Source organism: Pseudoduganella sp. R-43 (genome assembly GCF_049913255.1).
Lineage (GTDB): Bacteria > Pseudomonadota > Gammaproteobacteria > Burkholderiales > Burkholderiaceae_D > Rugamonas.
On the sequence record NZ_CP183988.1, the window covers coordinates 3149774 to 3169675 of the forward strand.

Here is a 19902-nt window from a genome sequence, read left to right on the forward strand (position 1 = left end):
CTTTATTGACGCAGTTTAAGTTAAACATGTATTATGGGTGCATGTTTATCCGAGAAGGAGCCATACCCATGCTGTCCGCAGAACACTGTGCCATCGTCACCGCCACCGTCCCAATCCTGGAGCAAGGCGGCGAAGCCCTGACCCGCCACTTCTACCAGACCCTGTTCACCGACTTCCCGCAGGTGAAACCGTTCTTCAACCAGGCCCACCAGCATAGCGGCGACCAGCAGCGCGCCCTGGCCAACGGCATCCTGATGTACGCCAGGCATATCGAGCGCCTGGAAGCACTGGGTCCGCTGGTCAATACCATCGTCACCAAGCACGTTGCGCTGCAGATCCAGCCGGAACACTACCCGATGGTGGGCGCCAGCCTGCTGAAAGCCATCCGCGAAGTGCTCGGCGCCGAAACCGCTACCGACGCGGTACTCGAGGCCTGGGGCGCGGCATACGGCCAACTGGCTGAAATCCTGATCGGCGCCGAAGGCAAGACCTATGAGGCCGCGGCGGCAGCACCGGGCGGATGGATGGGGGCGCGCCAGTTCGTGGTGGCGGCCAAGCGTGTCGAGAGCGACGAGATCACCAGCTTTGTCTTCCGTCCTGTCGACGGCAAGCCGGTGCTCGGTTTCACGCCGGGCCAGTACATCGGCATCCGCGTGGTGGTGGATGGGGAAGAGCAGCGCCGCCAGTATTCGCTGTCGGCGGCGCCGAACGGCCAGACTTACCAGATCAGCGTCAAGCGCGAGGAAGCCGGCAAGGTGTCGGGCTTCCTGCATGCGCAACTGAATGAAGGCGATACCGTGGACCTGTTCCCGCCGACCGGCGCCTTCACGCTGGCCGAAGGCAGCCGCCCGATCGTGCTGATCTCCGGCGGCGTCGGCATTACCCCGACCCTGGCGATGCTGGACCAGGCGCTGGAAACCGGCCGAGAAATCCGCTTCATCCATGCCGCCCGCCACGGCGGTGTGCACGCCTTCCGCGACCACGTCGATGGCCTGGCAGAACGCCACCCGCAGCTGAAGCGCCACTATATTTATGCGGAAGACCGCGACGGCCAACCGCAAGCCGACGCTGTCGGCCTGCTGGGCAACAAGGAGCTGGGTGAATGGCTGCCGCAATCGCGCGACGTCGACGCCTACTTCCTCGGCCCGGTGCCGTTCATGCAGGCGGTAAAGCGCAGCCTGCGCGAACTGGGCGTGCCGGAAGCGCAGACCTACTACGAGTTCTTCGGCCCGGCCAAAGCGCTCGATTAAACCAGCAGCGCTGCGTTCATGGCGGAAGCATCGGCTTCCGCTTCTTCCAGCATCTGCTCGCGCTTCTCGGCGTCGATGAACAGGTCCATCACGGAATCCTCATGCGGCGGCTGTTGCTGCTCCGGGGCCAGCGGCGAGGTAACCGGCGCGAAGTGGTTGGCCAGCAGCAGGGTGTCGAGCAGGGTCTCGGGCGGGATCTGCAGCATGCCGCTGCGCAGGTTTTCAATGGCTTCCGCCACCTCGGCCGGGATGCCCAGCTTCTTCAGCACTTCACGCGTGATGATCTCTTCGCTCGCAGTCTGCCAGTTCTCCGGATCGGGCTCCAGCAGGCCGGGGAATTCGTCGGCGCGCGACAGCAGGTAGAAGCTGCCCACTTCATGCACGATGGCCGCAAACAGGGCGGTGTCCGGATTCACGCCGGTGACTTCACGCGCGATGATGCGCGCCAGGCAGGCGACGTGGATGGTGTGCTGCCACAGCTGCTCGGCCTTGGCGCGCAGTCCGGGATCGGTGATCTTGCTGCCGAAGGCGCGCACCACCATGGCCGCAGCCAGCGCGTACAGGTTGTGGTAACCCACGCGCATGATGGCATTGCGGACGTTGGTGATATCCGGCCCGCCGGTGCGGTTGAACATGGCGGAGTTGGACAGCGAGACGGTGCGCGCGGCCAGTTGCGGCTCGGCCAGCACCAGCTTGATGGCATCTTCCATCGGGCAGTCCGGATCGTCCAGGGCGAGCTGCACTCGCAGGGCGGCATTAACGCTGGTAGGAAACACGAGGTCTCCGCGGATCGCCAGCGCGGCGACGTGTCCGAAGGCTTCCAGTTTATTCATGCCGAAAATTATACGGCCCCAGCTGCGATACTGCCAAATGAAAGTCGGGGTCAGGTCTGGCAATCCGCCATCTTTTTCGCCATGCGAAAAAGATGGCGGATTGCCAGACCTGACCCCGACTTTTAATTTGTTAGGCGCCGGCCAGTTGCGGCTGGCGGGCTGGGCGTTCCTGGCTGTAACGTGCTACCGACAGGTCGTCGGCGAAGATGGCGGGGCGCTTGGCGGACATGATGTCGGCCAGCAGTTGCGCCGAGCCGCAGCTCATGGTCCAGCCCAGCGTGCCGTGGCCGGTGTTGGTGAACAGGTTGCGGATGGCGGTACGGCCTACCACGGGCGTGCCGTCCGGGGTCATCGGGCGCAGGCCGGTCCAGAAGGTGGCTTCGGCGGTATTGCCGGCGCCCGGGAACAGGTCGTTCACCACCATTTCCAGGGTCTCGCGGCGACGTGGGTTGAGCCTGGTGTTGTAGCCGGCGATTTCCGCCATGCCGCCAACGCGGATGCGGTCGTCGAAGCGGGTCACGGCAATCTTGTACGTTTCGTCCAGGATGGTCGAGGTCGGGGCTTTGTCGCCGTCGACGATCGGCACGGTGATCGAGTAGCCTTTCAGCGGATACACCGGAATCTCGAACAGTTCTTTCAGGAACGGGGTCGAGTAGGCGCCCAGCGCCACCACGAAGGAGTCGCCTTCCACCAGCTCGGCGCCGCATTGCACGCCTTTGACCTTGTCGCCGTCGGTCACCAGCTTGTCGATCGATACGCCGTAGCGGAACTTGACGCCCAGTTCCTTCGCCATCGCTTCCAGGCGGGTGGTGAACATCTGGCAGTCGCCGGTTTCATCGTTCGGCAGGCGCAGGCCGCCGACCAGCTTGTGCTGCGATGCGGCCAGGCCTGGCTCGGCTTTCATCAGGTCGGCGCCGGTCAGCAGTTCGTAGGGCACGCCGGTTTCCTTCAGGACTTCGATGTCCTTGGCGGCGCCGTCCAGCTGGGCCTGGGTGCGGAACAGCTGGGTGGTGCCTTGCTGGCGGCCTTCGTATGCGATGCCGGTGGCGGCGCGCAGCACTTTGAAGCAGTCGCGGCTGTACTCTGCCAGGCGCACCATGCGTTCCTTGTTGATGGCGTAGGATTCGGCATTGCAGTTGCGCAGCATCTGCCACATCCACTTCAGCTGGAAGGTGGTGCCGTCGGGCGTGATGGACAGCGGCGCATGGCGCTGCAGCATCCATTTCATGGCTTTCAGCGGAATGCCCGGGGCCGCCCATGGCGAGGCGTAGCCCGGCGAAATCTGGCCGGCATTGGCGAAGCTGGTTTCCAGGGCAGGGCCCGGCTGGCGATCCAGTACGGTGACATCGTGGCCGGCCTGGGCCAGGTAATAGGCACTGGTGACGCCGATAACGCCGCTGCCAAGGATAACTACGCGCATGAATTGCCTCCGGAATATTTGTTGCGGATTATTTTGCTAGGATAACTAAGTTTTCCTAGTATTTGTTACTATATGAAAAGGCAAAAACAGTAAAAAATCATGCGAATTCAAAAAGAATCGGCCCGGGGGCTGGACAAGATTGACCGCAAAATACTGCGCATCCTGCAGGAGGATGCGCGTATTGCCATGAAGGACTTGAGCGAGCAGGTCGGGCTGTCGATCACGCCGACCATCGAGCGGGTCAAGCGCATGGAGCGCGACGGGGTGATTGCCGGCTATCACGCGCGGCTCAATCCGCGTGCGCTGGGCGCCAGCTTGCTGGTGTTTGTGGAGATCACGCTGAACCAGAAATCGGCCAGCCATTTCGAGCAGTTCCGCCGCGAGGTGCTGCGGATTCCGGAAGTGCAGGAGTGCCACCTGGTGTCGGGCGATTTCGATTACCTGATCAAGGCGCGCATCCATGAGATGGCAGAGTACCGCAAGCTGCTCGGCGACATGCTGTTGAACCTTCCGGGCGCGGCGCAATCGAAGTCCTATGTCGTCATGGAGGAAATCAAGGAAACCTTGATTTTGCCCACGGAGCCCGCTCCATAGCCGCGGGACAATGACGCTTTCTGACCAAGGAGCGTAACATGTCCTCAAACAAACCCGATCCGGTGGCGCATATGTCCGACCTCGTGGAACTGAAGCAGGAACTGCTGCTGGCGATGGAGCGGCAGAAGTCCGAAATCCTGCATTGGATGGTGATACAGACTGCAGCTAATGCGGCGCTGACTGCTGCAATCGTGAAACTGTTTGGGTGATGAGCTCACTTGGTCTAGAATGCCATTAGCCTGGACTGAGCGAACGGAGTATTTGTGCAAAGCACTTATGGAGCCGCGAGCGTCACCACACCAGCCGCCCCCGCGCCGGCTGCACCCGAGCACGCTGTGCTGTTGCGTGGCCTCGACGAACATCTTTCTTCCGACCAGAGCTTCACTTCCAACCTGGCCCGCACCGTCGGCGCCATCGCCGGCACCGAAGGCGCGCTGACCCTGGCTCAATTTGCCGCCGTGACCGACCTGGCCGGCGATGGCCGCGCTTCCGCCGTCTTCACCGCCATCATGCTGAACGCGATCGAATGCGGCATCGGCGTGGACTGGGCTTTGCAGGCCCTGGCCCGTTCCAGCCCGACCGTCGCGGAGCAGGCGCGCCACAAGGCCTTTAACCTGATGAAGCCGTTGTTGGCGCTGCAAGGCACCGCCGCCCGGCCGCTGGCGCAAAAGGTCGCCAAGGCCCTGCACATCAAGCTGGCGCCGGAACAGTTGTTTGGCCTGCCGCCGGAAGAAGAGCGCCGCTTGCTCAGCAACCTGGGCAACCAGGCGCGCAAGCTCGTCAAGGGCCGCGGCCTGGCCGATGCCGTGGCCGACTTCGGCCGTGCGATGGGGCACGCCGAATTGCTGAACCATGCCCGCGGCTACAACGGGGGCTTGATGAGCCAGGAAGAGCTGCATACCGCCGTCGAGCGTGCGGTGTCGACCATCTGCCAGGGGATCGAGAGTTACCGTGAGCACGAGAGTTCCCCGCTGGCCTGCGAGGCCAGTGCGGCCGGCTTGCTGGCCACCGCACAGCAATTGCGCCAGCAGGTGCAGCAGCGGCTGGCCCTGGTCGATGCGCGCATCGCCTACGAGCGCCGCATGCTGAACCAGGATATCGACGACGTCGTGCATGACGCCGGCAACGCGATCGAACTGGCGCTGGCCTGCCATCCGGAAGCTAATGAACGCGCCAGCGGCGAGCAATTCGGCAAGGAAATGGAATCGCGCCTCGACCGCGTGGTGCGGCGCAAGGAAGAAGTGCTGGACTTGCTGCAGCACGACCTGTCGCTGTTCCAGTCCGACATCCGCCTGACCCAGAGCACCGTCTTTGAGCGCCAGCACCACGCCACCCTGGCGCGGCTGATGCCGCGCATGCGCGTCGGCACCCGCCTGGCGCAGTCGGTCGACACGGCAGCCAATTTCACCCTGATGGGCAGCGCCGTGGCGGCCGCCGGTACCGGTACCGCGGCTTACCTGTTCGGCGTGGCCGTGGTGCTGCCGGTAGTGGCGCCGGCAGCGCCTTTCGTTGGCGGCGCCGTGCTGCTGGCCGGCGCCTTCAAGTGGTTCGCCGATGCCGGCCGCCGCAAGCGCTCCGAAATCCAGGATCGCCGCCGCGCCTTCGAGGAAGAGCTGCGCAAGCGCTTGCAGGAAGTACAGGCCGCTTTCGGCCGCCAGCTGGACCGGATCGCTTCCAGCTTCCACGAATCGGCCACCCAGCTGCTGACGCCGCTGATGCTCGAGGCCGAAGCTGCCGGCCGCGTGCAGGCAGTCCGCAAACGTATTGCCGATAAGGTCATTTCACAGGCCCAGGGCGCAATCTCGCGCTTGCGCTCCGCCATGGCGGCCCACGCCTGAAGTGTTGCGCGAAGGCAATGTATGTGCGTTACCGTACGAAAGTCACTGTCTTGCTTTGGTACAATAACCTGCGGACAACGCACTTTTTCAACTACTTATATAATCACGACCATGAAGACCCAGCTCTTAGCCGCCGCCATGCTGGCGCTCAGCACTTCTGCTTTCGCCACCGATGTTGGCGTTTCTGTCACCGTCGGCCAGCCAGGCTTCTACGGCCGCATCGACCTTGGCAATATGGCGCCGCCACCGGTGCTGTACCCGCAGCCAGTGATCATCCAGCGCCCGGCACGCGTCATCGCCGAGCCGCTCTACCTGCGCGTCCCGCCAGGCCATGCGAAAGATTGGGCAAAACATTGCGGCAAATACAATGCTTGCGGCCGCAATGTCTACTTCGTACGCGACGAGTGGTACACCAACGAATATGCACCGCGCTATCGCGATGACCACCGTGGCGGCGGCCGCGACTATGACCGCGATGATCGCGGCGATCGCGACGACGATCGCGGCCATGGGCACGGTCACGGCAATGGCCATGGCCATGGCAAAGGCCACGGCAAGCATTAATCCGGTAGCGTAACCGGGCCTGGCCCGCTCGCTACCGACATTTGGGAGAACTGTTTGCAGAGCAAATATGTGATCGTAGGTGGAGGGGCGGGCGGCCTGGAGCTGGCCTGCAAACTGGGCCGCAAGCTGGGCCCGCAACAGGTGATGCTGGTCGATAGCCGGCTTTACCACATCTGGAAGCCTTCGCTGCACGAGGTGGCGGCCGGTACCCTGGATATCCACCAGGAAGGCCTGTCCTACCAGATGCTGGCGCACGACAACGGCTTCACCTATGTCTATGGCGCCATGACGGCGCTGGACAGCAAGAGCAGGCACATCACCGTGGCGGCCATTACCAGCGAGGGCGGCGAGACTGTCCTGCCGGAGCGCAGCATCGGCTACGAGTCGCTGACGATAGCCGTCGGCAGTACCTCCAACTATTTCGGCGTGCCTGGCGCGGCCGAAAACACCATTTCCCTTAACGCGACCGAAGATGCGGAACGCTTCCGCCTGACCCTGCTCAAGCTGCTGACGCGCGCCGCGCTGCAGAAAGGTGCGCAGCAGGGCGCTTCCGGCGTCGACGTCGTGATCATCGGCGGTGGTGCGACCGGCGTCGAGCTGGCGGCCGAATTGCGCGAAGCCAGCGGCGTCTACACCTCGTATGGCTTTGGCCACCTCGACCCGGTTCGCGACGTGCGCATCACCTTGCTGGAAGGCGCGCCGCGCATCCTGGCGCCCCTGCCTGAACGCGTGTCGAACGCTGCGCTGAAGCTGCTCAACGAACGCGGCATCAAGGTCGTCACCGATTGCCGCGTGACCGCGATTGCCGAAGACCATGTGTCGGTCGGCGAGCAGAGCTATCCATCGGATATCGTGGTGTGGGCGGCCGGCATCAAGGCGCCGGCCTTCCTGGCCTCGCTTGGCTTGCCGACTGCCAAGGGCGGCCAGATCGAAGTGACCGGCGAGCTGCAGGTCAAGGGCGTGCCCGGCGTGTATGCATTGGGCGATTGCGCGCAGTGCATCGGCGCCGATGGCAAGCCCGTGCCGCCGCGGGCCCAGGCTGCGCACCAGCAGGCGGACTACCTGCTGCAGACCTTCCTGCGCCAGGCAAAAGGCAAGGCGCCGCAAGGCAAGCCTTACGCCTACCGTGACTATGGTTCGCTGGTGTCGTTCGGCCAGTCGACCTCGGTCGGCAGCCTGATGGGATCGCTGCGCGGCTTCAGCTGGTTCGTCGAGGGCTTCTTCGCGCGCATGATGTACGTCAGCCTGCACCTCTTGCATCACCAGGCCGTGCTCGGGACCATCCGTACCGGCGTGCTGGCCGTGGCGCGTTTCCTTGTCAAACGGGCCACGCCGCTGGTCAAGCTGCATTGAGGGCGCTGCTCGCTGGCGCTGCCGCAGCGGCGTTGCTGGGCGGATGCTACAACCGCGCTAGCGAACTTGCCGAACTGACGCGCCACCATGCGACGGTGGCGGGCCGCGTGGCTGTCCTTGAATGCCATAACGATGGCCGGTGGTGGTATGACTTCGCGCTGGAAGGCAAGCGCCGCCGTGGCGCGGTGCACGAGCCGGGCGGCTGCAGCCAGCGCAAGCTGGGCGACACCATCACCGTGTACTACAACCCTGCGGCGCCGGACGTGCACCGCGCCGTCGCACCTGCGACGGCGTATCGGCAGGAACACGGCTTCCATGTGCCGGTCTGGCTCTGGTTTGGAATCGGCGCCCTGGCGCTGCCGCTCTCGGCCTGGATGGCGCTCAAGCGCGGCAGCAAGCGCTGATGCTCAGCTGGAGGGCGGCTTGGGCAGGGTGACGGTCAGCATGGCGCCCTGGTTGCCGTTGGCGGCCAGCAACAGCGAGCCGCCCAGGAAGATGGCGCGCTCGCGTATCATGCGCAAGCCGTGGTGTTCCTGCCAGTCGCCGTCCGCGACCGTGGGCGGCCGCAGGCCGATGCCGTCGTCCTTCACCACCAGGGCAATGCTGTCCTCCATATCGTCGACAATCACGTCGACCTTGCTGGCGCGTGCGTGGGTGGCCACGTTGCGCAAGCCTTCTTCCGCAGCGCGCAGCAGCACCACGCGGTGAGCGCGTGGACAGGCCGGTTCGTCGTCCGGCAGGCTGCAGTGGGCCTTCACCAGGTGTTCGGCGCCGAACTGGGCGACCAGCTCGCCCAGCGCCACCCGCAAGCCGAGAAATTCCAGCTTGTCGTTCCACAACTTGTGCTGCATGCCGCGGTTGGCTTCGATGATGTTGTGCAGCAGGTTCTTCATCTGGGCAGCGCGGTCGAGCAGAGCTGGCTCTTGCGGCAGCTTGGACGTCAACAGGCCGAGGTGCATGGTCAGGGCCGTCAGCGAAGAACCGAGGCTGTCGTGCATCTGGCGCGACAGGGCGCGCCGCTCTTCGTCCCAGCAATTGTTGACGTAACCCAGCAGCTCCCGCAGTTCGGCGGCGTCCGTGTGAGCAGACATATGTTTGGTGGTTCATGTTTATTGCCTTGATCATACATGAGGATGGTCGTGGGGTGGCGCACATACAGCCAGCAGTGCGCCTGTCAATCTGGCAGCTCACCAGAGGAGATGAAAAATGAAAGACGCCATTGCTTTGTTGAAACAGGACCATGCCAACGTCAAAGCCATGTTCAAGGAATTCGAGGGGCTGGGCGAACGTGCCTTTACCAGCAAAAAGAAGCTGGCCGACAAGATCTGCCTGGAACTGACCAGGCACGCCACGGCGGAAGAGGAACTCTTTTATCCGGCTGTGCGCGCAGCCTCGAAGGAGGCCGAGGACCTGGTCGACGAGGCGACAGTCGAACATTCCAGCGCCAAGGACCTGATCGCACAGATCGGCGAAATGGACCCGCATGACGAGCTGTTCGACGCCAAGGTCAAGGTGCTGGGCGAATACATCAACCACCACGTCAAGGAAGAAGAGGGTGAGATGTTCCCGCTGGCGAAGAAGGCCGAGCTTGACCTGCAAGCCCTGGCGCGCGAAATCGAAGCGCGCAAGGAGGAAATCGAGTTCGTGCCGCCGCGCATGCCGCCAGCGCGCGGCAGCCAGGCCGGACGCGTGCGTGCCTGATCAGGAGCGCATGGTGGCCGGTGCACGTGCCAGGCATTGGTCGATGGCGCGCAAGAGCTGCTCGACGTCGACCGGCTTTACCAGGTGCATGTCGAAGCCGGCATCCATCACGCGGCGCTGGTCGTCCGCCAGGCCGTAGCCGGTCAGGGCGATCAGCCGGATGTGGTGGGTCTCCGGGTTGGCGCGCATGCGGCGCGCCACTTCATAGCCATCGATGCCGGGCAGGCCGATGTCGACCAGGGCGATGTCGGGCCGATCCGCCGCTGCCTTGGCCAGGCCCTGGAAGCCGTCGGCCGCATGCTGCACCGGATAGCCGTAGCAGCCCAGCATCATGGCCATCATTTCGCGGCCGTCGTCGTTATCCTCGACCAGCAGCACGGCTGGTTTCGGCTGTTCGCTTGTGTCCATGGGGATTGCCTTTGGTTCAGTCACATGCTCGATGCAGGGCAAGTGTAGGGTGAAGGTGCTGCCTTCGCCCGGGCCGTCGCTTTCAGCATACACATTGCCGCCATGTAGTTCCACCAGCCGCCGCACCAGCGACAGCCCGATGCCGAGGCCGCCTTGCGCACGGTCCAGCGTGCTGGCCCCTTGCACGAAGACGTCAAACACCTGGGGTAGCAGTTCGGCCGAAATCCCGACGCCGCTGTCGTGCACGCTGATCGTCACCTCGCCATCGTCCACGTCGCTAAGCAGTTCAATGCGCCCGCCGGGCGGCGTGTATTTCAGCGCGTTGTCCAGCAGGTTGCTGATGACTTGTTCAAGGCGCGTCGCGTCGCCATTGACCCAGCAGGGCGCGATGTCGACGGCCACGTGATAGTCATCAAGCCGGCCGGTGGCGCGAAAGGTTTCCAGCGTGGTCCTGAGCAGGGCCGACAGATCGAGCGGCAGGCGATTGAGCAGGATCTTGCCCGACATGGCACGACTGAGGTCAAGCAAGTCGTCCACGATACGGCCCAGGTGCCGGCTCTGGCGCTGGATGATTTTTTTCGCGTGGCTCACGCTGTCCGCGTTCACGCCCGGCAAGCCGATCAGCGAAGCGGCGCTGCTGATGGCCGACAGGGGGTTGCGCAACTCATGGCCCAGCATGGCGAGGAATTCGTCCTTGGCGTGGCTGGCGCGCTCGGCGGTCTTGCGTTCCTCGATCTCGCGCAGCAGGCGCTGGTTGCTGGCGATCAGGTCGGTGGTGCGCTGGCTTAGCTGGCGCGCCTGGCGCCGCAGCTCTTCGTTCTTGGTGGCGAGCGAGACGAACACGCTGATCTTGGCATACAGGACTTGCGGGATCACCGGCGTGAACAGGAAATCGACCGCGCCTTTCTGGTAGGCCTTCAGGCGGTCCAGTTCATCGGCCACGAAGGCAGTGATGAAGATGATGGGAATGTCCGATGAACGCGGGCGCTGGTGGATCGCTTCCGCCGTTTCAAAGCCGTCCATGCCCGGCATGTTCACATCAAGCAGGATCACCGCGAAGTCGTGCGTGAGCACTTCGCGCAAGGCTTCCTCGCCAGAGCGTGCGGCGACGACTTCGTAGCTCTCTTGCGCTGCCCACTGCTCAAGCAGGTTGGTCAGCGCGAAGAGACTGTTGGCGTCGTCATTGACGACGAGGATCTTGGGCTTGTCCACCAGTCTGATCATAGCCGTGCCCCTTTACTGTGTCAAAAGAACACATGCCAATCGAACACGTCCTGTGTACGCACGCGCACAGTCAGGCGGCAGCCCTGCTGCCATAGTGAAAACTCGTCCAATGGAGGAGTGACCATGAATATCGACACCATCGTTGACAAAGAGTATGTGGACAAGAGTTTCCGTGAATTGGCCGATGCTCCCGTGAGCGCCTTGCGCGGCCTGAGCCCGAAAGATGCCAAGGCACTGCATGCCGCGTTCGGCGTGAGCACCGTGCGCGAATTTGCGCAGCTCAATTTCGTGCGCTGGGCATGTGCCATTTCAATCCTGGCCGACGAAGAACAACTGGCGCCTGCCGAAAAGGCCAAGGAAGAATTGCTGGACGATGCAGTCGAAATGACTTTCCCGGCCAGCGATCCGATCTCGGTCGATGCCGGTATCACGCGCATTGAAGTGGCGCCGGAGAAAGTCGACGCACAGCAAGACCACCAGCACGCCGGCAAGGTTGAGGAGTCGACAGAGATTGGCCGCGAGGCGGAAACCACGTCGTGACGGCCTGGCGGCCTGGCCTTGCAGGCCGCCCGCATCGGCTGCCGGCATCACGCAGCCGTGACCTGCGCCTGCGCCTGCGGCGAAAGCGCCGCGTCGGTGTGCGCGGCCGCGCAATAGCGGTTCTTGCCGGTGCGCTTGGCTTCGTACAGCGCGGCATCGGCCACATGCATCAGGTTGTCGACCGTGCTGGCATCGTCAGGGTAGAGCGCGATGCCAAGGCTGGTCGATAGCTGCAGCGTCAGGCCATTCACCATATAAGGCTGGGCCACCACCTCGATCAGCTTGCTGGCCGGCTCTTGCGCATCGGCCAGGGTGCCGACATCGCCCAGCACGATCACGAATTCATCACCGCCGATGCGCGCCACCGTATCTTCCTTGCGCGCGGAGTTGACCAGGCGCTGCGCTACCTGTTTGAGGATTTCATCGCCATAGGCGTGGCCATGGGTATCGTTGACGGCCTTGAAGCCGTCGAGGTCGAGGTACATGACCGCGGCGCGGCGTTGCTGGCGCGCGGCGTGTTGCAGGGCGGTAGCAATGCGGTCTTCCAGCAAGCGGCGATTGGGCAGGCCGGTCAGCGGGTCGTGCAGCGCCAGTTCCTGCTGTTGCTTGCTGTAGGAGGCGAGCTCCTTGTACAGCAGGCGCACTTCCAGCATATTGTGGATGCGCTTGTGCACTTCGAGCAGGTCGAAGGGCTTGCTGATGAAGTCGCGGGCGCCGGCCTCCAGCGCCGCGATCTTGAAGCTGGGCTGGGCCGTCAGGGCCAGCACCGGGAGGTAGCCCTCCTGCTCGATTTCCTTCAGGCCTTTCATGACCTGGAAACCATTCAGTTCCGGCATTTGCAGGTCGAGCAAGATCAGATCGTAACGATGCTGGCGGTGCAGGGGGCAAACCTGCTCCGGCAACATGGTGGCCGTCACATTGGTGTAACCGGCATCGCGCAGGATCTCCAACATCAGGTCGATGTTGTCGGCGCAATCGTCAACTACCAAGATCTTGGCATTCAGGATCTCATCAGGGCTTGGCATGGCGGTCTCGGGAACTGGACTCTCAGTGTATCTTGCGACAGTTTGCCGCGGCGCACGTGTCATTAACCAGTCTAGCAAAGATTTCGCCAGTTTCTTGTAGGACATTTTCCCGTGCTAGGGTAGTCCTCAACCACTCTTGCTGGCATGGCAGACGCGCTCAATAGTGGCTACCAGTTCAGAAGGTTCTATGGGTTTGGGCACATGGTCAAGGAAGCCTGATTCGAGCGCAGTGAGGCGGTCTTCCGGCCGGGCGAAGGCGGTGAGGGCGATGGCGGGCAGGGCGCCGCCGCGGGCGGGGCCGAGCGCGCGAATGCGTGACAACAATTCAAATCCGTCCACATCGGGCATGCCGATGTCGCTGACCAGCAAGTCATAGCGGCTGGCGCGGGCCAGGGCAACGGCTTCGGCGGCATTGGCCGCTGGCTGCACCTCGCAGTTGCAATCCCGCAATATCCGGCTGATCAATTCGCGCGCATCGGCTTCGTCGTCCACCAGCAACACTTTCAGGCCGCCCAGGTCGCGCAAGCCCAGGTCGGGCAGGGGCACGCTCTCGCTGCGCGGCGGGCTGTGCATGCGCGCGGCGCGGATCTCGCCGCTGGCCAGCGGCAGCCGCACGCTGAAGCTGGAGCCCATGCCTTCGCCTTCGCTGGCTGCCGAGACCGTGCCGCCGTGCTGCTCCACCAGGTGCTTGACGATGGACAGGCCCAGCCCGAGCCCGCCGTGCCGCCGCGTGGTCGAGGCGTCGGCCTGGCGGAAACGCTCGAAGACATAGGGCAGGAATTCGTGGCGGATGCCCAGGCCGTTGTCGGTGACCGTGATGTCGACGTGGCCTTCATGCGCCCAGATCGAAGCGCGCACCGTGCCGCCGCGCGGCGTGAACTTGAGCGCGTTGGTGAGCAGGTTCCATACCACCTGCTGCAGGCGGTTGGCGTCGCCCGCCACGTGGCCGGTGGAGGAGAAGTCGCGTTCCAGGCGGATGCCCTTGGCTTCGGCGGCCGGGCGCACCGCATCCAGCGCGGCATCGACCACTACGGAAGGCAGCAGCAGCTTCATGTCCAGCAGGACTTTGCCGGAAGTGATGCGGCCCATGTCCAGCAAGTCCTCGATCAGCTGGGCCTGGGCGCGTGCGTTGCGCTCGATGGTTTCCAGGCCGCGCAACTGTTCTTCCGGCGTGCGGTTGCCGCGCCGCAGAACCTGCGCCCAGCCGAGGATGGCGGTCAGCGGCGTGCGCAGTTCGTGCGACAGCGTGGCCAGGAATTCGTCCTTCATCTGGCTGCTGCGCTCGGCTTCGGCGCGCGCGTTGCGTTCGCGGTCCAGCAGCACCTTGCGTTCTTCGGCGGCGCGCTGGGCGGCGTCGACCATGCGCGCATTGTCGATCGCGATGCCGGCCTGCGCGGCCACGCCGCTGACGATGCGCTCGGTGCGCTCGTTGAACATATTCGGTTCGGGGTGGCCGAAAAACAGCGTGCCGACCACTTCGCCGGCGCGGGCCAGCACCGGCACGGCCAGGCCGCTGCGCACTTGCGGATGCGGCAGTCCCTGGAAGTCGTCCGGCGGAGCGCCCGACAGCGTGTGCATGGCCTGCTTGGCGTCGTCGCCATCGGCGCCATGGTAGAAGAAGGCGCCAAAGCGCGCGCCGGAAATGCTGGTGGCGGCATCGGTGACATCCTGCAACAGCGAATGCAGGTCGCGGTTCTGCACCAGGGCGGTGCCGGTGCTGTTCAGCAGCTCCAGGATATTGGTTTCATCGCGCAGCTGCTCCTGCACCCGCTTGACCTGGTCGACGTCGGTGCTGGTGCCGAACCAGCGCAGGATGCGGCCGCTGGCGTCGCGCATGGGGTTGGCGCGCGTCAGGAACCAGCGGTACTGGCCATCGCGCGCGCGGATCGGGAATTCCATTTCGAAAGGGCGGCCGGTTTCCACCGAGAGGCGCCAGTGCGCCAGCATGGCGGGGATGGCTTCCGGCGCATACACCTGGCGCCAGCCATCGCCCAGCATGTGCTGGTCGTCCGTGCCGGTGTATTCCTGCCAGCGCTCGTTGTACCACATCATGGCGCCATCGCTGCTGGCGATCCAGGCCAGTTGCGGAATGCTGTTGGCCAGCGCTCGCAATTCCTCTTCGCTGTTGCGCAGGGCGTCTTCGGTGGACTTGCGCGCCGTGATGTCCTGCATCATGCCGATCACGCCGCGCAGCTGGCCATCTTCGCTGAAATCGCCATGGCCGATCACGGACAGCCAGCAGGTCGCGCCATCGCGGTGGCGGATGCGGCATTCGACATTGAAATCGCGCCGCGCCTGGACGGCATCGGTGAAGGCCTGTTCGACCACCTCGAAATCCTGCGCTGCAATGCGGTCGCGCAGCACCGGCCAGGTAATCGGGATCTCGGCTGGCAGCTCGAAGATTTCCGCCGCGCGGCGGCCCAGGCGCACCAGGTTGGTGGCGGCATTCCATTCCCAGTCGCCGAGGCGGCCGGCGGCCAGCGCCACTTGCAGGCGGTTGGTGCTTTCGCGCAGGCCGCGTTCGTGCAGCTTGCGCTGGTGGATGTCGAGCAGCAGGCAGGTCATGCCCAGCGGCGATGGCCAGGCGCGTACTTCCAGCCAGCGCTGGCTGGGCTGGTAAAGCAGTTCGCAGGTGGCGGGCAAGCCCTGTTCGAGGGTGCGGCGCAGCGGCGCCTCCAGCGCGCCGCCAGCCAGGGCCGGAAAGGCGCGCCACAAAAGCTGGCCGCGCGGATCGTGCAGCACGGGAACCTGCGGCTGCAGCATGTCGGCCGCTTTCGGGTTCAGGTATTGGACGGTCCAGTCCCTGGCAATGACGGCAAAGCCGTCACCCATGCTATCCAGTACGTTGTGCGTGCGGGGATCGGGACTCATAACGTTCGATTGTAGCCTTGACAAGCAACTTGCCGACGCACTATTGCTTAGTGCAAACCTTGCAATACCTGCTGGAGCTGCTCGATGTCATACGGCTTTTGCATCGATACGGCGGGGAAGTCAAGGTGGCTGGTCAAAGACTGGCTGTAGCCGGACGCAAAGATGATGCGCAGGCGTGGCTGGCGCTTGAGGGCGGTGCGGCCCAGTTCGACGCCGCTCATGCCGGGCAGGCTGACGTCGCTGAACAGTACGTCATACTCCCGCTCGGCCAGCAGTTCGAGCGCGGCTTCGCCGTTGGCTGCTGCGCTGACCTCATGGCCGAAGGCGCGCAGCATTTCGCACACGAGGTATTGGGCGTCCTGGTTATCTTCCACCACCAGGATGCGCAAGTGGCCGTCATTGGCAGCGGCGGCGGGCAAGGGCGCAGCGCTGGCCGGGGCCAGCGTGCACAAAATGCCGACAACCGCGCCATCGGCTTCGCGCACGGGGGTGTAATGCAGGTCGAAGCTTGCTTCGGCCATGCGGCCGTCGCGCCACAGCTTGAGCGGCTGGCGCGGAAAGACCAGGCTTTGCCCGGCCCAGGCTTGTTCGATCGCCGGCGGGTTCCAGCTCCAGGCCGAAGGTGGCACGGCAGGGACGGTGCCGCCGGGCGGCACTGCGCTGGCGGTGCCGACATTGCTGGCGTAGGCCTGGTTGTAGAGCATGACTTGCCGGCGGCTCCACATCAGCAGCATCGGCAGCGGCGTATTGAGCATGATGTCCAGCACCAGGCGCAAGGCCTGGGGCCAGGTCTCCTGCGGGCCGAGGTCGGCGCGCGACCAGTCCTGGGTTGCCATGCTTTCACCTGCGATTTGCGCCATGTTGTATCAGTGCCGGGATGTCAATATGGGCAATGCTACACCAAGGACGACAAAAAAAAAGGCCCGCTATCTGCGGGCCCGAATTCTATTTTCTTGGAGGAGAATAGAGGAGACAGGTGAATGATGCTGCATCGCGGAATAAAGATCCAATTTCGATTCATGATGAGAGAAATAAGTTTCATGAATGAAGTAACAATGTCTGGAAGGCAATAAAAGAAAATGTTTCGCGAGACTGGACAAGCTCGAAACACCCACATATAATGCTGCCTCCTTGCACAGGATACTGCGCAGGAAAGAGCCGGAAACGCTGGTTTCGCCTTGGAAAGTTGAGTAGAACGTAAGCTTTCCAAAACGAAATTCATGCGATATAATCCTGCTTCTTAAGCGGCTGTAGCTCAGCTGGATAGAGTACTTGGCTACGAACCAAGGGGTCGTGGGTTCGATTCCTGCCAGCCGCGCCAGAATTTGTTGTAGAAGTTTGTGCCCTTTGCTGTCGAGCGAAGGGAGTAGCAGGAAGTTGGTAGTATGCATAACTGACTGTTATAATTTAGTTTTTGCGGCTGTAGCTCAGCTGGATAGAGTACTTGGCTACGAACCAAGGGGTCGTGGGTTCGATTCCTGCCAGCCGCGCCAGATTTTATAAGTGTTGTACCCGCCGCTGTCGAGTGGCGAGGAAAAAGCAGTTTTTGCGGCTGTAGCTCAGCTGGATAGAGTACTTGGCTACGAACCAAGGGGTCGTGGGTTCGATTCCTGCCAGCCGCGCCAAATTGAAAGGGTCCATACCGGGAGGTGTGGACCCTTTTTGCTTTTTGCCGTTTGCGGCATATACTTCAGGCATGAACCAGCTCACCCATGCCACCGGCGCCGCCGTCCTGCTGCTCGCTTCGGCCAGCGCCTTTGCCGCCGCCACCGTCAGTTTTGTCGATATCGGCAAGATGACCGACGTGCCGCACGACTTCCAGAAGCGCGAAGACATGCAGTTCCTGTTCCGCGAACACCTCGCGCAGCTGTCGGAAAAACTGCCGGCAGGGCAGGTGCTGAAAGTCGATTTTCTCGACATCGACCTGGCCGGCGATGAATTTCCCCGCGTCGCCGTGCGCGACATCCGGGTACTGAAAGGCCAGGCCGACTGGCCGCGCATGCACCTGCGCTACAGCATCGAGCAGGATGGCAAGGTCATCAGCAGTGGCGAAAGCAAGCTGTCCGACCCCGGCTACCTGATGGGCACAAACAGCTACAACCGCGACCTGTACGGCCACGAAAAGCAAATGCTCGACGATTGGTTCCGGAAGGAAGTCCTCAAGCAGCGCTGACCTTCGTCAAATCCGCTCCGCCATTCCGCGCGCAGAATCGTACTTGTGCTTGCTTGACGGAGAATGAGCCATGCCCAAAGATGAAAGTATGGACGTGCGGATTGCAGTGCTCGAATCGAAGGTCGACGATTTGCTAGGCAAAGTGGCAGAGTTGCAGCAGGCGATGGCAACCAGATCGGACATTGCCAGCTTGCAGCGGCAGCTTGATGGCTTGCAGCGGCAGCTTGATGGCTTGCAGCGACAACTCGATAACTTGCGAAGCGAGTCTGAGCGCACTCGCGTCGAATTCGAGGCGCGCATCGAGCAGCGTTTTGAGTCGGCCTTCAAACATTTTGCCACCAAAGCCGAAGTGCGCAAGGAACTGCTTACTTTTGCCCTTGGCATCGTCACGGTGCAAACCGCGATCAATGCGGCGATGATCTCAGCGGTGGTGCAATTCCTGCGCTAATTTGCAGGAATTGCGGCGGGCACGTTATGCGGCAGGTCAGCAGGGCAATCCTCCCGCCCTGAAAACCAGGCCAGCCAGCAGCTTGCACAGTTCATCAAAAAGGTTGGGTTCCTTGTTGTTCATTTGCGTTTCCTTTCTACTAAAGGTCTAAGTAAGCGCATTGTGAACTGTTTCATTGTTGGGATAAATGCTTATAATTGAATTGAGTATCCCAAAAATGGAGCAATGAATGGATAGGCTGCACCATATGCGCCTTTTCGTCGAGGTCGCCAAGCGCAAGAGTTTCCGCGCCGCGGCCGAGGCGCTGGACATGTCGAATTCCACCCTGTCGCGCAATATCGCGGAACTGGAAAAGTCCATCGGGCTGCGCCTGCTGCACCGCTCGACGCGCAAGGTGGAACTGACCGAGGCCGGCGAAGCCTATTTCAAGCGCTGCCAGGGCATCGTGGAAGAAGCCATGAGCGCCCACGAGGCGCTGCTGGACTGGTCGGAAAAGCCCGCCGGCATCCTGCGCGTGACCATGACTTCCAGTTTCGGCGTCGGCTACCTGGCGCCGGTGCTGACGGAATTCGCCGACATGTACCCCGACATCAAGATGGAGTTCGATATTTCATCGCGCACCGTGGACCTGCAGTCGGAACCTTTTGACGTGGCGATCCGCATGGGCCAGCCGCCGACCGCGCCTTCGACGCTGGTGGTGCGGCGCATTGCGATGATGCCGCGCTACCTGTACGCTTCACCGGTCTACCTGGCCAGGATGCCGCCGCTGGAACACGCCTGCGACCTGGTGCAGCACACCATGTGCGGCCGCTCCTTCTCCAGCCGGCTGCCCGATATCTGGCGCAAGCTGTATCGCGGCGAGGAAGTGGTGGAGGTGATGGCACACTCGCGCTACGCCACCAATAGCGCGGCGCTCAGCATGTCGTTTGCGGCCAATGGCCTGTGCATTTCGGCGCTGGACCCGCTGCTGGCGAAGCAGGAAGTGCAGGCCGGCCGCCTGCGGCGCGTGCTGCCGGACTGGCATATGGAGCCGATCATGGTGCATGCGTTGACAGAAACGCGCCACCTGCCGGCGCGCACGCGGCTGTTCATCGACTTCCTGCGCCAGCGCCTGGGGGCGGGTTAGCATTCAGCCGCCGCCGATCCCTTCGATAATGCGTCCGCTGCCGCCGCAGTTGGGGCATTGCTTGCCGTCCGGCGTCTTGCCGGAGCCGCTGCAGACGGGGCAGATGCCTTCACCGCTGCCGGGTGTTCCCGGCGCCGCTTCGTCGCCGGGATTGAGGGGCTGCTGGGTGGCTGCTTGGTTCATGGCTGCGATCCTCCTCGCTGCAGACTGCCATGTGCAACAGATTTCGTCTGTTGCTTGGCTAACGGAGCGCAATCGGCATTACAATGCCTGCATCACCCGACTGGAGAATGCGCCATGGCCACGCTGATCCGACACCGAAAGACCCGCATCATCACGCTTGATGCCGGCGATGACTTGCACGAGCATTGCAAACCAAAGGACATTGCCCTGGTTCCCGACCCGGCGGGATGGTGGACCTACTTCATCGGCGAGGACGGCTCGGTCGAACGCTACGACATCCCCTTCGCTACCTACAACGAGGCGCTGTGGTCGGCCAAGGCTGCCGCAGAATTCGACGCGCAATAAGCCCGA

The 19902-nt window shown here is 63.0% G+C and carries 21 protein-coding genes and 3 tRNA genes; 16 read left to right on the plus strand and 8 right to left on the minus strand.

What is annotated here, in order from left to right; translation table 11 throughout:
* The first annotated feature begins 68 nt into the window (after nt 1–68).
* Entirely contained in the window at nt 69–1250 is a 1182-nt protein-coding gene (hmpA, locus tag ACN9M3_RS14465; protein ID WP_426323313.1) for an NO-inducible flavohemoprotein, read from the plus strand.
* Here hmpA and ACN9M3_RS14470 read toward each other — a convergent pair.
* The gene (locus ACN9M3_RS14470) at nt 1247–2083 is read right to left on the minus strand and encodes an HDOD domain-containing protein (RefSeq protein ID WP_426171740.1); all 837 of its coding nucleotides are present in this window, start codon (nt 2081–2083) and stop codon (nt 1247–1249) included. The genes hmpA and ACN9M3_RS14470 overlap by 4 nt on opposite strands.
* Before the next feature lie 130 nt (nt 2084–2213).
* Nucleotides 2214–3503, minus strand: a complete 1290-nt coding sequence (locus ACN9M3_RS14475) for a D-amino acid dehydrogenase (RefSeq protein ID WP_426323315.1) — start codon at nt 3501–3503, stop codon at nt 2214–2216.
* Between the two features lie 99 nt (nt 3504–3602).
* Between ACN9M3_RS14475 and ACN9M3_RS14480 the strand changes: the two genes are divergently transcribed.
* From ACN9M3_RS14480 to ACN9M3_RS14505, 6 genes are all read left to right on the plus strand, one after another.
* Nucleotides 3603–4097 carry an Lrp/AsnC ligand binding domain-containing protein gene (locus ACN9M3_RS14480; RefSeq protein ID WP_055926035.1) on the plus strand — a complete coding sequence of 165 codons (495 nt, stop codon included), beginning with the start codon at nt 3603–3605 and terminating at the stop codon, nt 4095–4097.
* A gap of 38 nt (nt 4098–4135) precedes the next feature.
* The gene (locus tag ACN9M3_RS14485; protein ID WP_426171745.1) at nt 4136–4306 is read left to right on the plus strand and encodes a hypothetical protein; all 171 of its coding nucleotides are present in this window, start codon (nt 4136–4138) and stop codon (nt 4304–4306) included.
* A 54-nt stretch (nt 4307–4360) separates the two neighbouring features.
* The gene (locus ACN9M3_RS14490) at nt 4361–5935 is read left to right on the plus strand and encodes a hypothetical protein (protein ID WP_426323318.1); all 1575 of its coding nucleotides are present in this window, start codon (nt 4361–4363) and stop codon (nt 5933–5935) included.
* Nucleotides 5936–6046: 111 nt separating this feature from the next.
* Nucleotides 6047–6499 carry a hypothetical protein gene (locus ACN9M3_RS14495; RefSeq protein WP_426171749.1) on the plus strand — a complete coding sequence of 151 codons (453 nt, stop codon included), beginning with the start codon at nt 6047–6049 and terminating at the stop codon, nt 6497–6499.
* A gap of 54 nt (nt 6500–6553) precedes the next feature.
* On the plus strand, nt 6554–7852 hold the full coding sequence (locus tag ACN9M3_RS14500) for an NAD(P)/FAD-dependent oxidoreductase (RefSeq protein WP_426171750.1): 1299 nt from the start codon (nt 6554–6556) through the stop codon (nt 7850–7852).
* Nucleotides 7849–8256, plus strand: a complete 408-nt coding sequence (locus ACN9M3_RS14505) for a hypothetical protein (RefSeq protein ID WP_426171751.1) — start codon at nt 7849–7851, stop codon at nt 8254–8256. Before ACN9M3_RS14500 ends, ACN9M3_RS14505 begins: the two co-directional genes overlap by 4 nt.
* A gap of 3 nt (nt 8257–8259) precedes the next feature.
* Here ACN9M3_RS14505 and ACN9M3_RS14510 read toward each other — a convergent pair whose 3' ends face one another.
* On the minus strand, nt 8260–8943 hold the full coding sequence (locus ACN9M3_RS14510; protein ID WP_426323321.1) for a sensor histidine kinase: 684 nt from the start codon (nt 8941–8943) through the stop codon (nt 8260–8262).
* A 115-nt stretch (nt 8944–9058) separates the two neighbouring features.
* Between ACN9M3_RS14510 and ACN9M3_RS14515 the strand changes: the two genes are divergently transcribed.
* A complete protein-coding gene (locus ACN9M3_RS14515; protein ID WP_426171755.1) occupies nt 9059–9553 on the plus strand; it encodes a hemerythrin domain-containing protein in 495 nt (164 codons plus the stop codon).
* On the opposite strand, the gene ACN9M3_RS14520 is transcribed toward ACN9M3_RS14515, so the two are convergent.
* Nucleotides 9554–11185, minus strand: coding sequence for a response regulator (locus ACN9M3_RS14520; RefSeq protein WP_426323323.1), 1632 nt, complete (start codon nt 11183–11185; stop codon nt 9554–9556).
* Nucleotides 11186–11308: 123 nt separating this feature from the next.
* Here ACN9M3_RS14520 and ACN9M3_RS14525 point away from each other — a divergent pair, with 123 nt between their 5' ends.
* Nucleotides 11309–11725 (plus strand): hypothetical protein, encoded by a 417-nt coding sequence (locus ACN9M3_RS14525; RefSeq protein WP_426171757.1) that lies wholly within the window; start codon nt 11309–11311, stop codon nt 11723–11725.
* 47 nt (nt 11726–11772) lie between these two features.
* On the opposite strand, the gene ACN9M3_RS14530 is transcribed toward ACN9M3_RS14525, so the two are convergent.
* From ACN9M3_RS14530 to ACN9M3_RS14540, 3 genes are all read right to left on the minus strand, one after another.
* Nucleotides 11773–12750 carry a diguanylate cyclase domain-containing protein gene (locus ACN9M3_RS14530; RefSeq protein ID WP_426323325.1) on the minus strand — a complete coding sequence of 326 codons (978 nt, stop codon included), beginning with the start codon at nt 12748–12750 and terminating at the stop codon, nt 11773–11775.
* 126 nt (nt 12751–12876) lie between these two features.
* On the minus strand, nt 12877–15621 hold the full coding sequence (locus ACN9M3_RS14535; protein WP_426171760.1) for an ATP-binding protein: 2745 nt from the start codon (nt 15619–15621) through the stop codon (nt 12877–12879).
* A 47-nt stretch (nt 15622–15668) separates the two neighbouring features.
* Complete coding sequence (locus ACN9M3_RS14540; protein ID WP_426171762.1) at nt 15669–16457, minus strand: response regulator; 789 nt, start codon at nt 16455–16457, stop codon at nt 15669–15671.
* 408 nt (nt 16458–16865) lie between these two features.
* Between ACN9M3_RS14540 and ACN9M3_RS14545 the strand changes: the two genes are divergently transcribed.
* From ACN9M3_RS14545 to ACN9M3_RS14570, 6 genes are all read left to right on the plus strand, one after another.
* A tRNA-Arg gene (locus ACN9M3_RS14545) sits at nt 16866–16942 on the plus strand.
* A gap of 95 nt (nt 16943–17037) precedes the next feature.
* Nucleotides 17038–17114 (plus strand) — tRNA-Arg (locus ACN9M3_RS14550).
* A 55-nt stretch (nt 17115–17169) separates the two neighbouring features.
* Nucleotides 17170–17246 (plus strand) — tRNA-Arg (locus tag ACN9M3_RS14555).
* A 71-nt stretch (nt 17247–17317) separates the two neighbouring features.
* Nucleotides 17318–17794 carry a DUF3016 domain-containing protein gene (locus ACN9M3_RS14560; RefSeq protein ID WP_426171764.1) on the plus strand — a complete coding sequence of 159 codons (477 nt, stop codon included), beginning with the start codon at nt 17318–17320 and terminating at the stop codon, nt 17792–17794.
* Between the two features lie 70 nt (nt 17795–17864).
* Complete coding sequence (locus ACN9M3_RS14565; RefSeq protein ID WP_426171766.1) at nt 17865–18242, plus strand: hypothetical protein; 378 nt, start codon at nt 17865–17867, stop codon at nt 18240–18242.
* A 229-nt stretch (nt 18243–18471) separates the two neighbouring features.
* Nucleotides 18472–19368 carry a LysR family transcriptional regulator gene (locus ACN9M3_RS14570; RefSeq protein WP_426323328.1) on the plus strand — a complete coding sequence of 299 codons (897 nt, stop codon included), beginning with the start codon at nt 18472–18474 and terminating at the stop codon, nt 19366–19368.
* Nucleotides 19369–19371: 3 nt separating this feature from the next.
* Here the strand turns inward: ACN9M3_RS14570 and ACN9M3_RS14575 are convergent, their stop codons facing one another.
* On the minus strand, nt 19372–19551 hold the full coding sequence (locus ACN9M3_RS14575) for a hypothetical protein (protein ID WP_426171769.1): 180 nt from the start codon (nt 19549–19551) through the stop codon (nt 19372–19374).
* 114 nt (nt 19552–19665) lie between these two features.
* On the opposite strand from ACN9M3_RS14575, the gene ACN9M3_RS14580 reads away from it, so the two are divergent.
* Nucleotides 19666–19896, plus strand: coding sequence for a hypothetical protein (locus ACN9M3_RS14580; RefSeq protein WP_426171771.1), 231 nt, complete (start codon nt 19666–19668; stop codon nt 19894–19896).
* The last annotated feature ends 6 nt before the right edge of the window (nt 19897–19902 follow it).

What these genes read in the sequence shown, in the direction of transcription:
- hmpA (WP_426323313.1), top strand. Translation starts at nt 69, where the DNA reads ATGCTGTCCGCAGAACACTGTGCCATCGTCACCGCCACCGTCCCAATC.
- ACN9M3_RS14475 (WP_426323315.1), bottom strand. Translation starts at nt 3,503, where the DNA reads ATGCGCGTAGTTATCCTTGGCAGCGGCGTTATCGGCGTCACCAGTGCC.
- ACN9M3_RS14565 (WP_426171766.1), top strand. Translation starts at nt 17,865, where the DNA reads ATGCCCAAAGATGAAAGTATGGACGTGCGGATTGCAGTGCTCGAATCG.
- ACN9M3_RS14520 (WP_426323323.1), bottom strand. Translation starts at nt 11,185, where the DNA reads ATGATCAGACTGGTGGACAAGCCCAAGATCCTCGTCGTCAATGACGAC.
- ACN9M3_RS14510 (WP_426323321.1), bottom strand. Translation starts at nt 8,943, where the DNA reads ATGTCTGCTCACACGGACGCCGCCGAACTGCGGGAGCTGCTGGGTTAC.
- ACN9M3_RS14525 (WP_426171757.1), top strand. Translation starts at nt 11,309, where the DNA reads ATGAATATCGACACCATCGTTGACAAAGAGTATGTGGACAAGAGTTTC.
- ACN9M3_RS14515 (WP_426171755.1), top strand. Translation starts at nt 9,059, where the DNA reads ATGAAAGACGCCATTGCTTTGTTGAAACAGGACCATGCCAACGTCAAA.
- ACN9M3_RS14560 (WP_426171764.1), top strand. Translation starts at nt 17,318, where the DNA reads ATGAACCAGCTCACCCATGCCACCGGCGCCGCCGTCCTGCTGCTCGCT.
- ACN9M3_RS14575 (WP_426171769.1), bottom strand. Translation starts at nt 19,551, where the DNA reads ATGAACCAAGCAGCCACCCAGCAGCCCCTCAATCCCGGCGACGAAGCG.
- ACN9M3_RS14485 (WP_426171745.1), top strand. Translation starts at nt 4,136, where the DNA reads ATGTCCTCAAACAAACCCGATCCGGTGGCGCATATGTCCGACCTCGTG.
- ACN9M3_RS14535 (WP_426171760.1), bottom strand. Translation starts at nt 15,621, where the DNA reads ATGAGTCCCGATCCCCGCACGCACAACGTACTGGATAGCATGGGTGAC.
- ACN9M3_RS14570 (WP_426323328.1), top strand. Translation starts at nt 18,472, where the DNA reads ATGGATAGGCTGCACCATATGCGCCTTTTCGTCGAGGTCGCCAAGCGC.
- ACN9M3_RS14580 (WP_426171771.1), top strand. Translation starts at nt 19,666, where the DNA reads ATGGCCACGCTGATCCGACACCGAAAGACCCGCATCATCACGCTTGAT.
- ACN9M3_RS14480 (WP_055926035.1), top strand. Translation starts at nt 3,603, where the DNA reads ATGCGAATTCAAAAAGAATCGGCCCGGGGGCTGGACAAGATTGACCGC.
- ACN9M3_RS14540 (WP_426171762.1), bottom strand. Translation starts at nt 16,457, where the DNA reads ATGGCAACCCAGGACTGGTCGCGCGCCGACCTCGGCCCGCAGGAGACC.
- ACN9M3_RS14495 (WP_426171749.1), top strand. Translation starts at nt 6,047, where the DNA reads ATGAAGACCCAGCTCTTAGCCGCCGCCATGCTGGCGCTCAGCACTTCT.
- ACN9M3_RS14470 (WP_426171740.1), bottom strand. Translation starts at nt 2,083, where the DNA reads ATGAATAAACTGGAAGCCTTCGGACACGTCGCCGCGCTGGCGATCCGC.
- ACN9M3_RS14530 (WP_426323325.1), bottom strand. Translation starts at nt 12,750, where the DNA reads ATGCCAAGCCCTGATGAGATCCTGAATGCCAAGATCTTGGTAGTTGAC.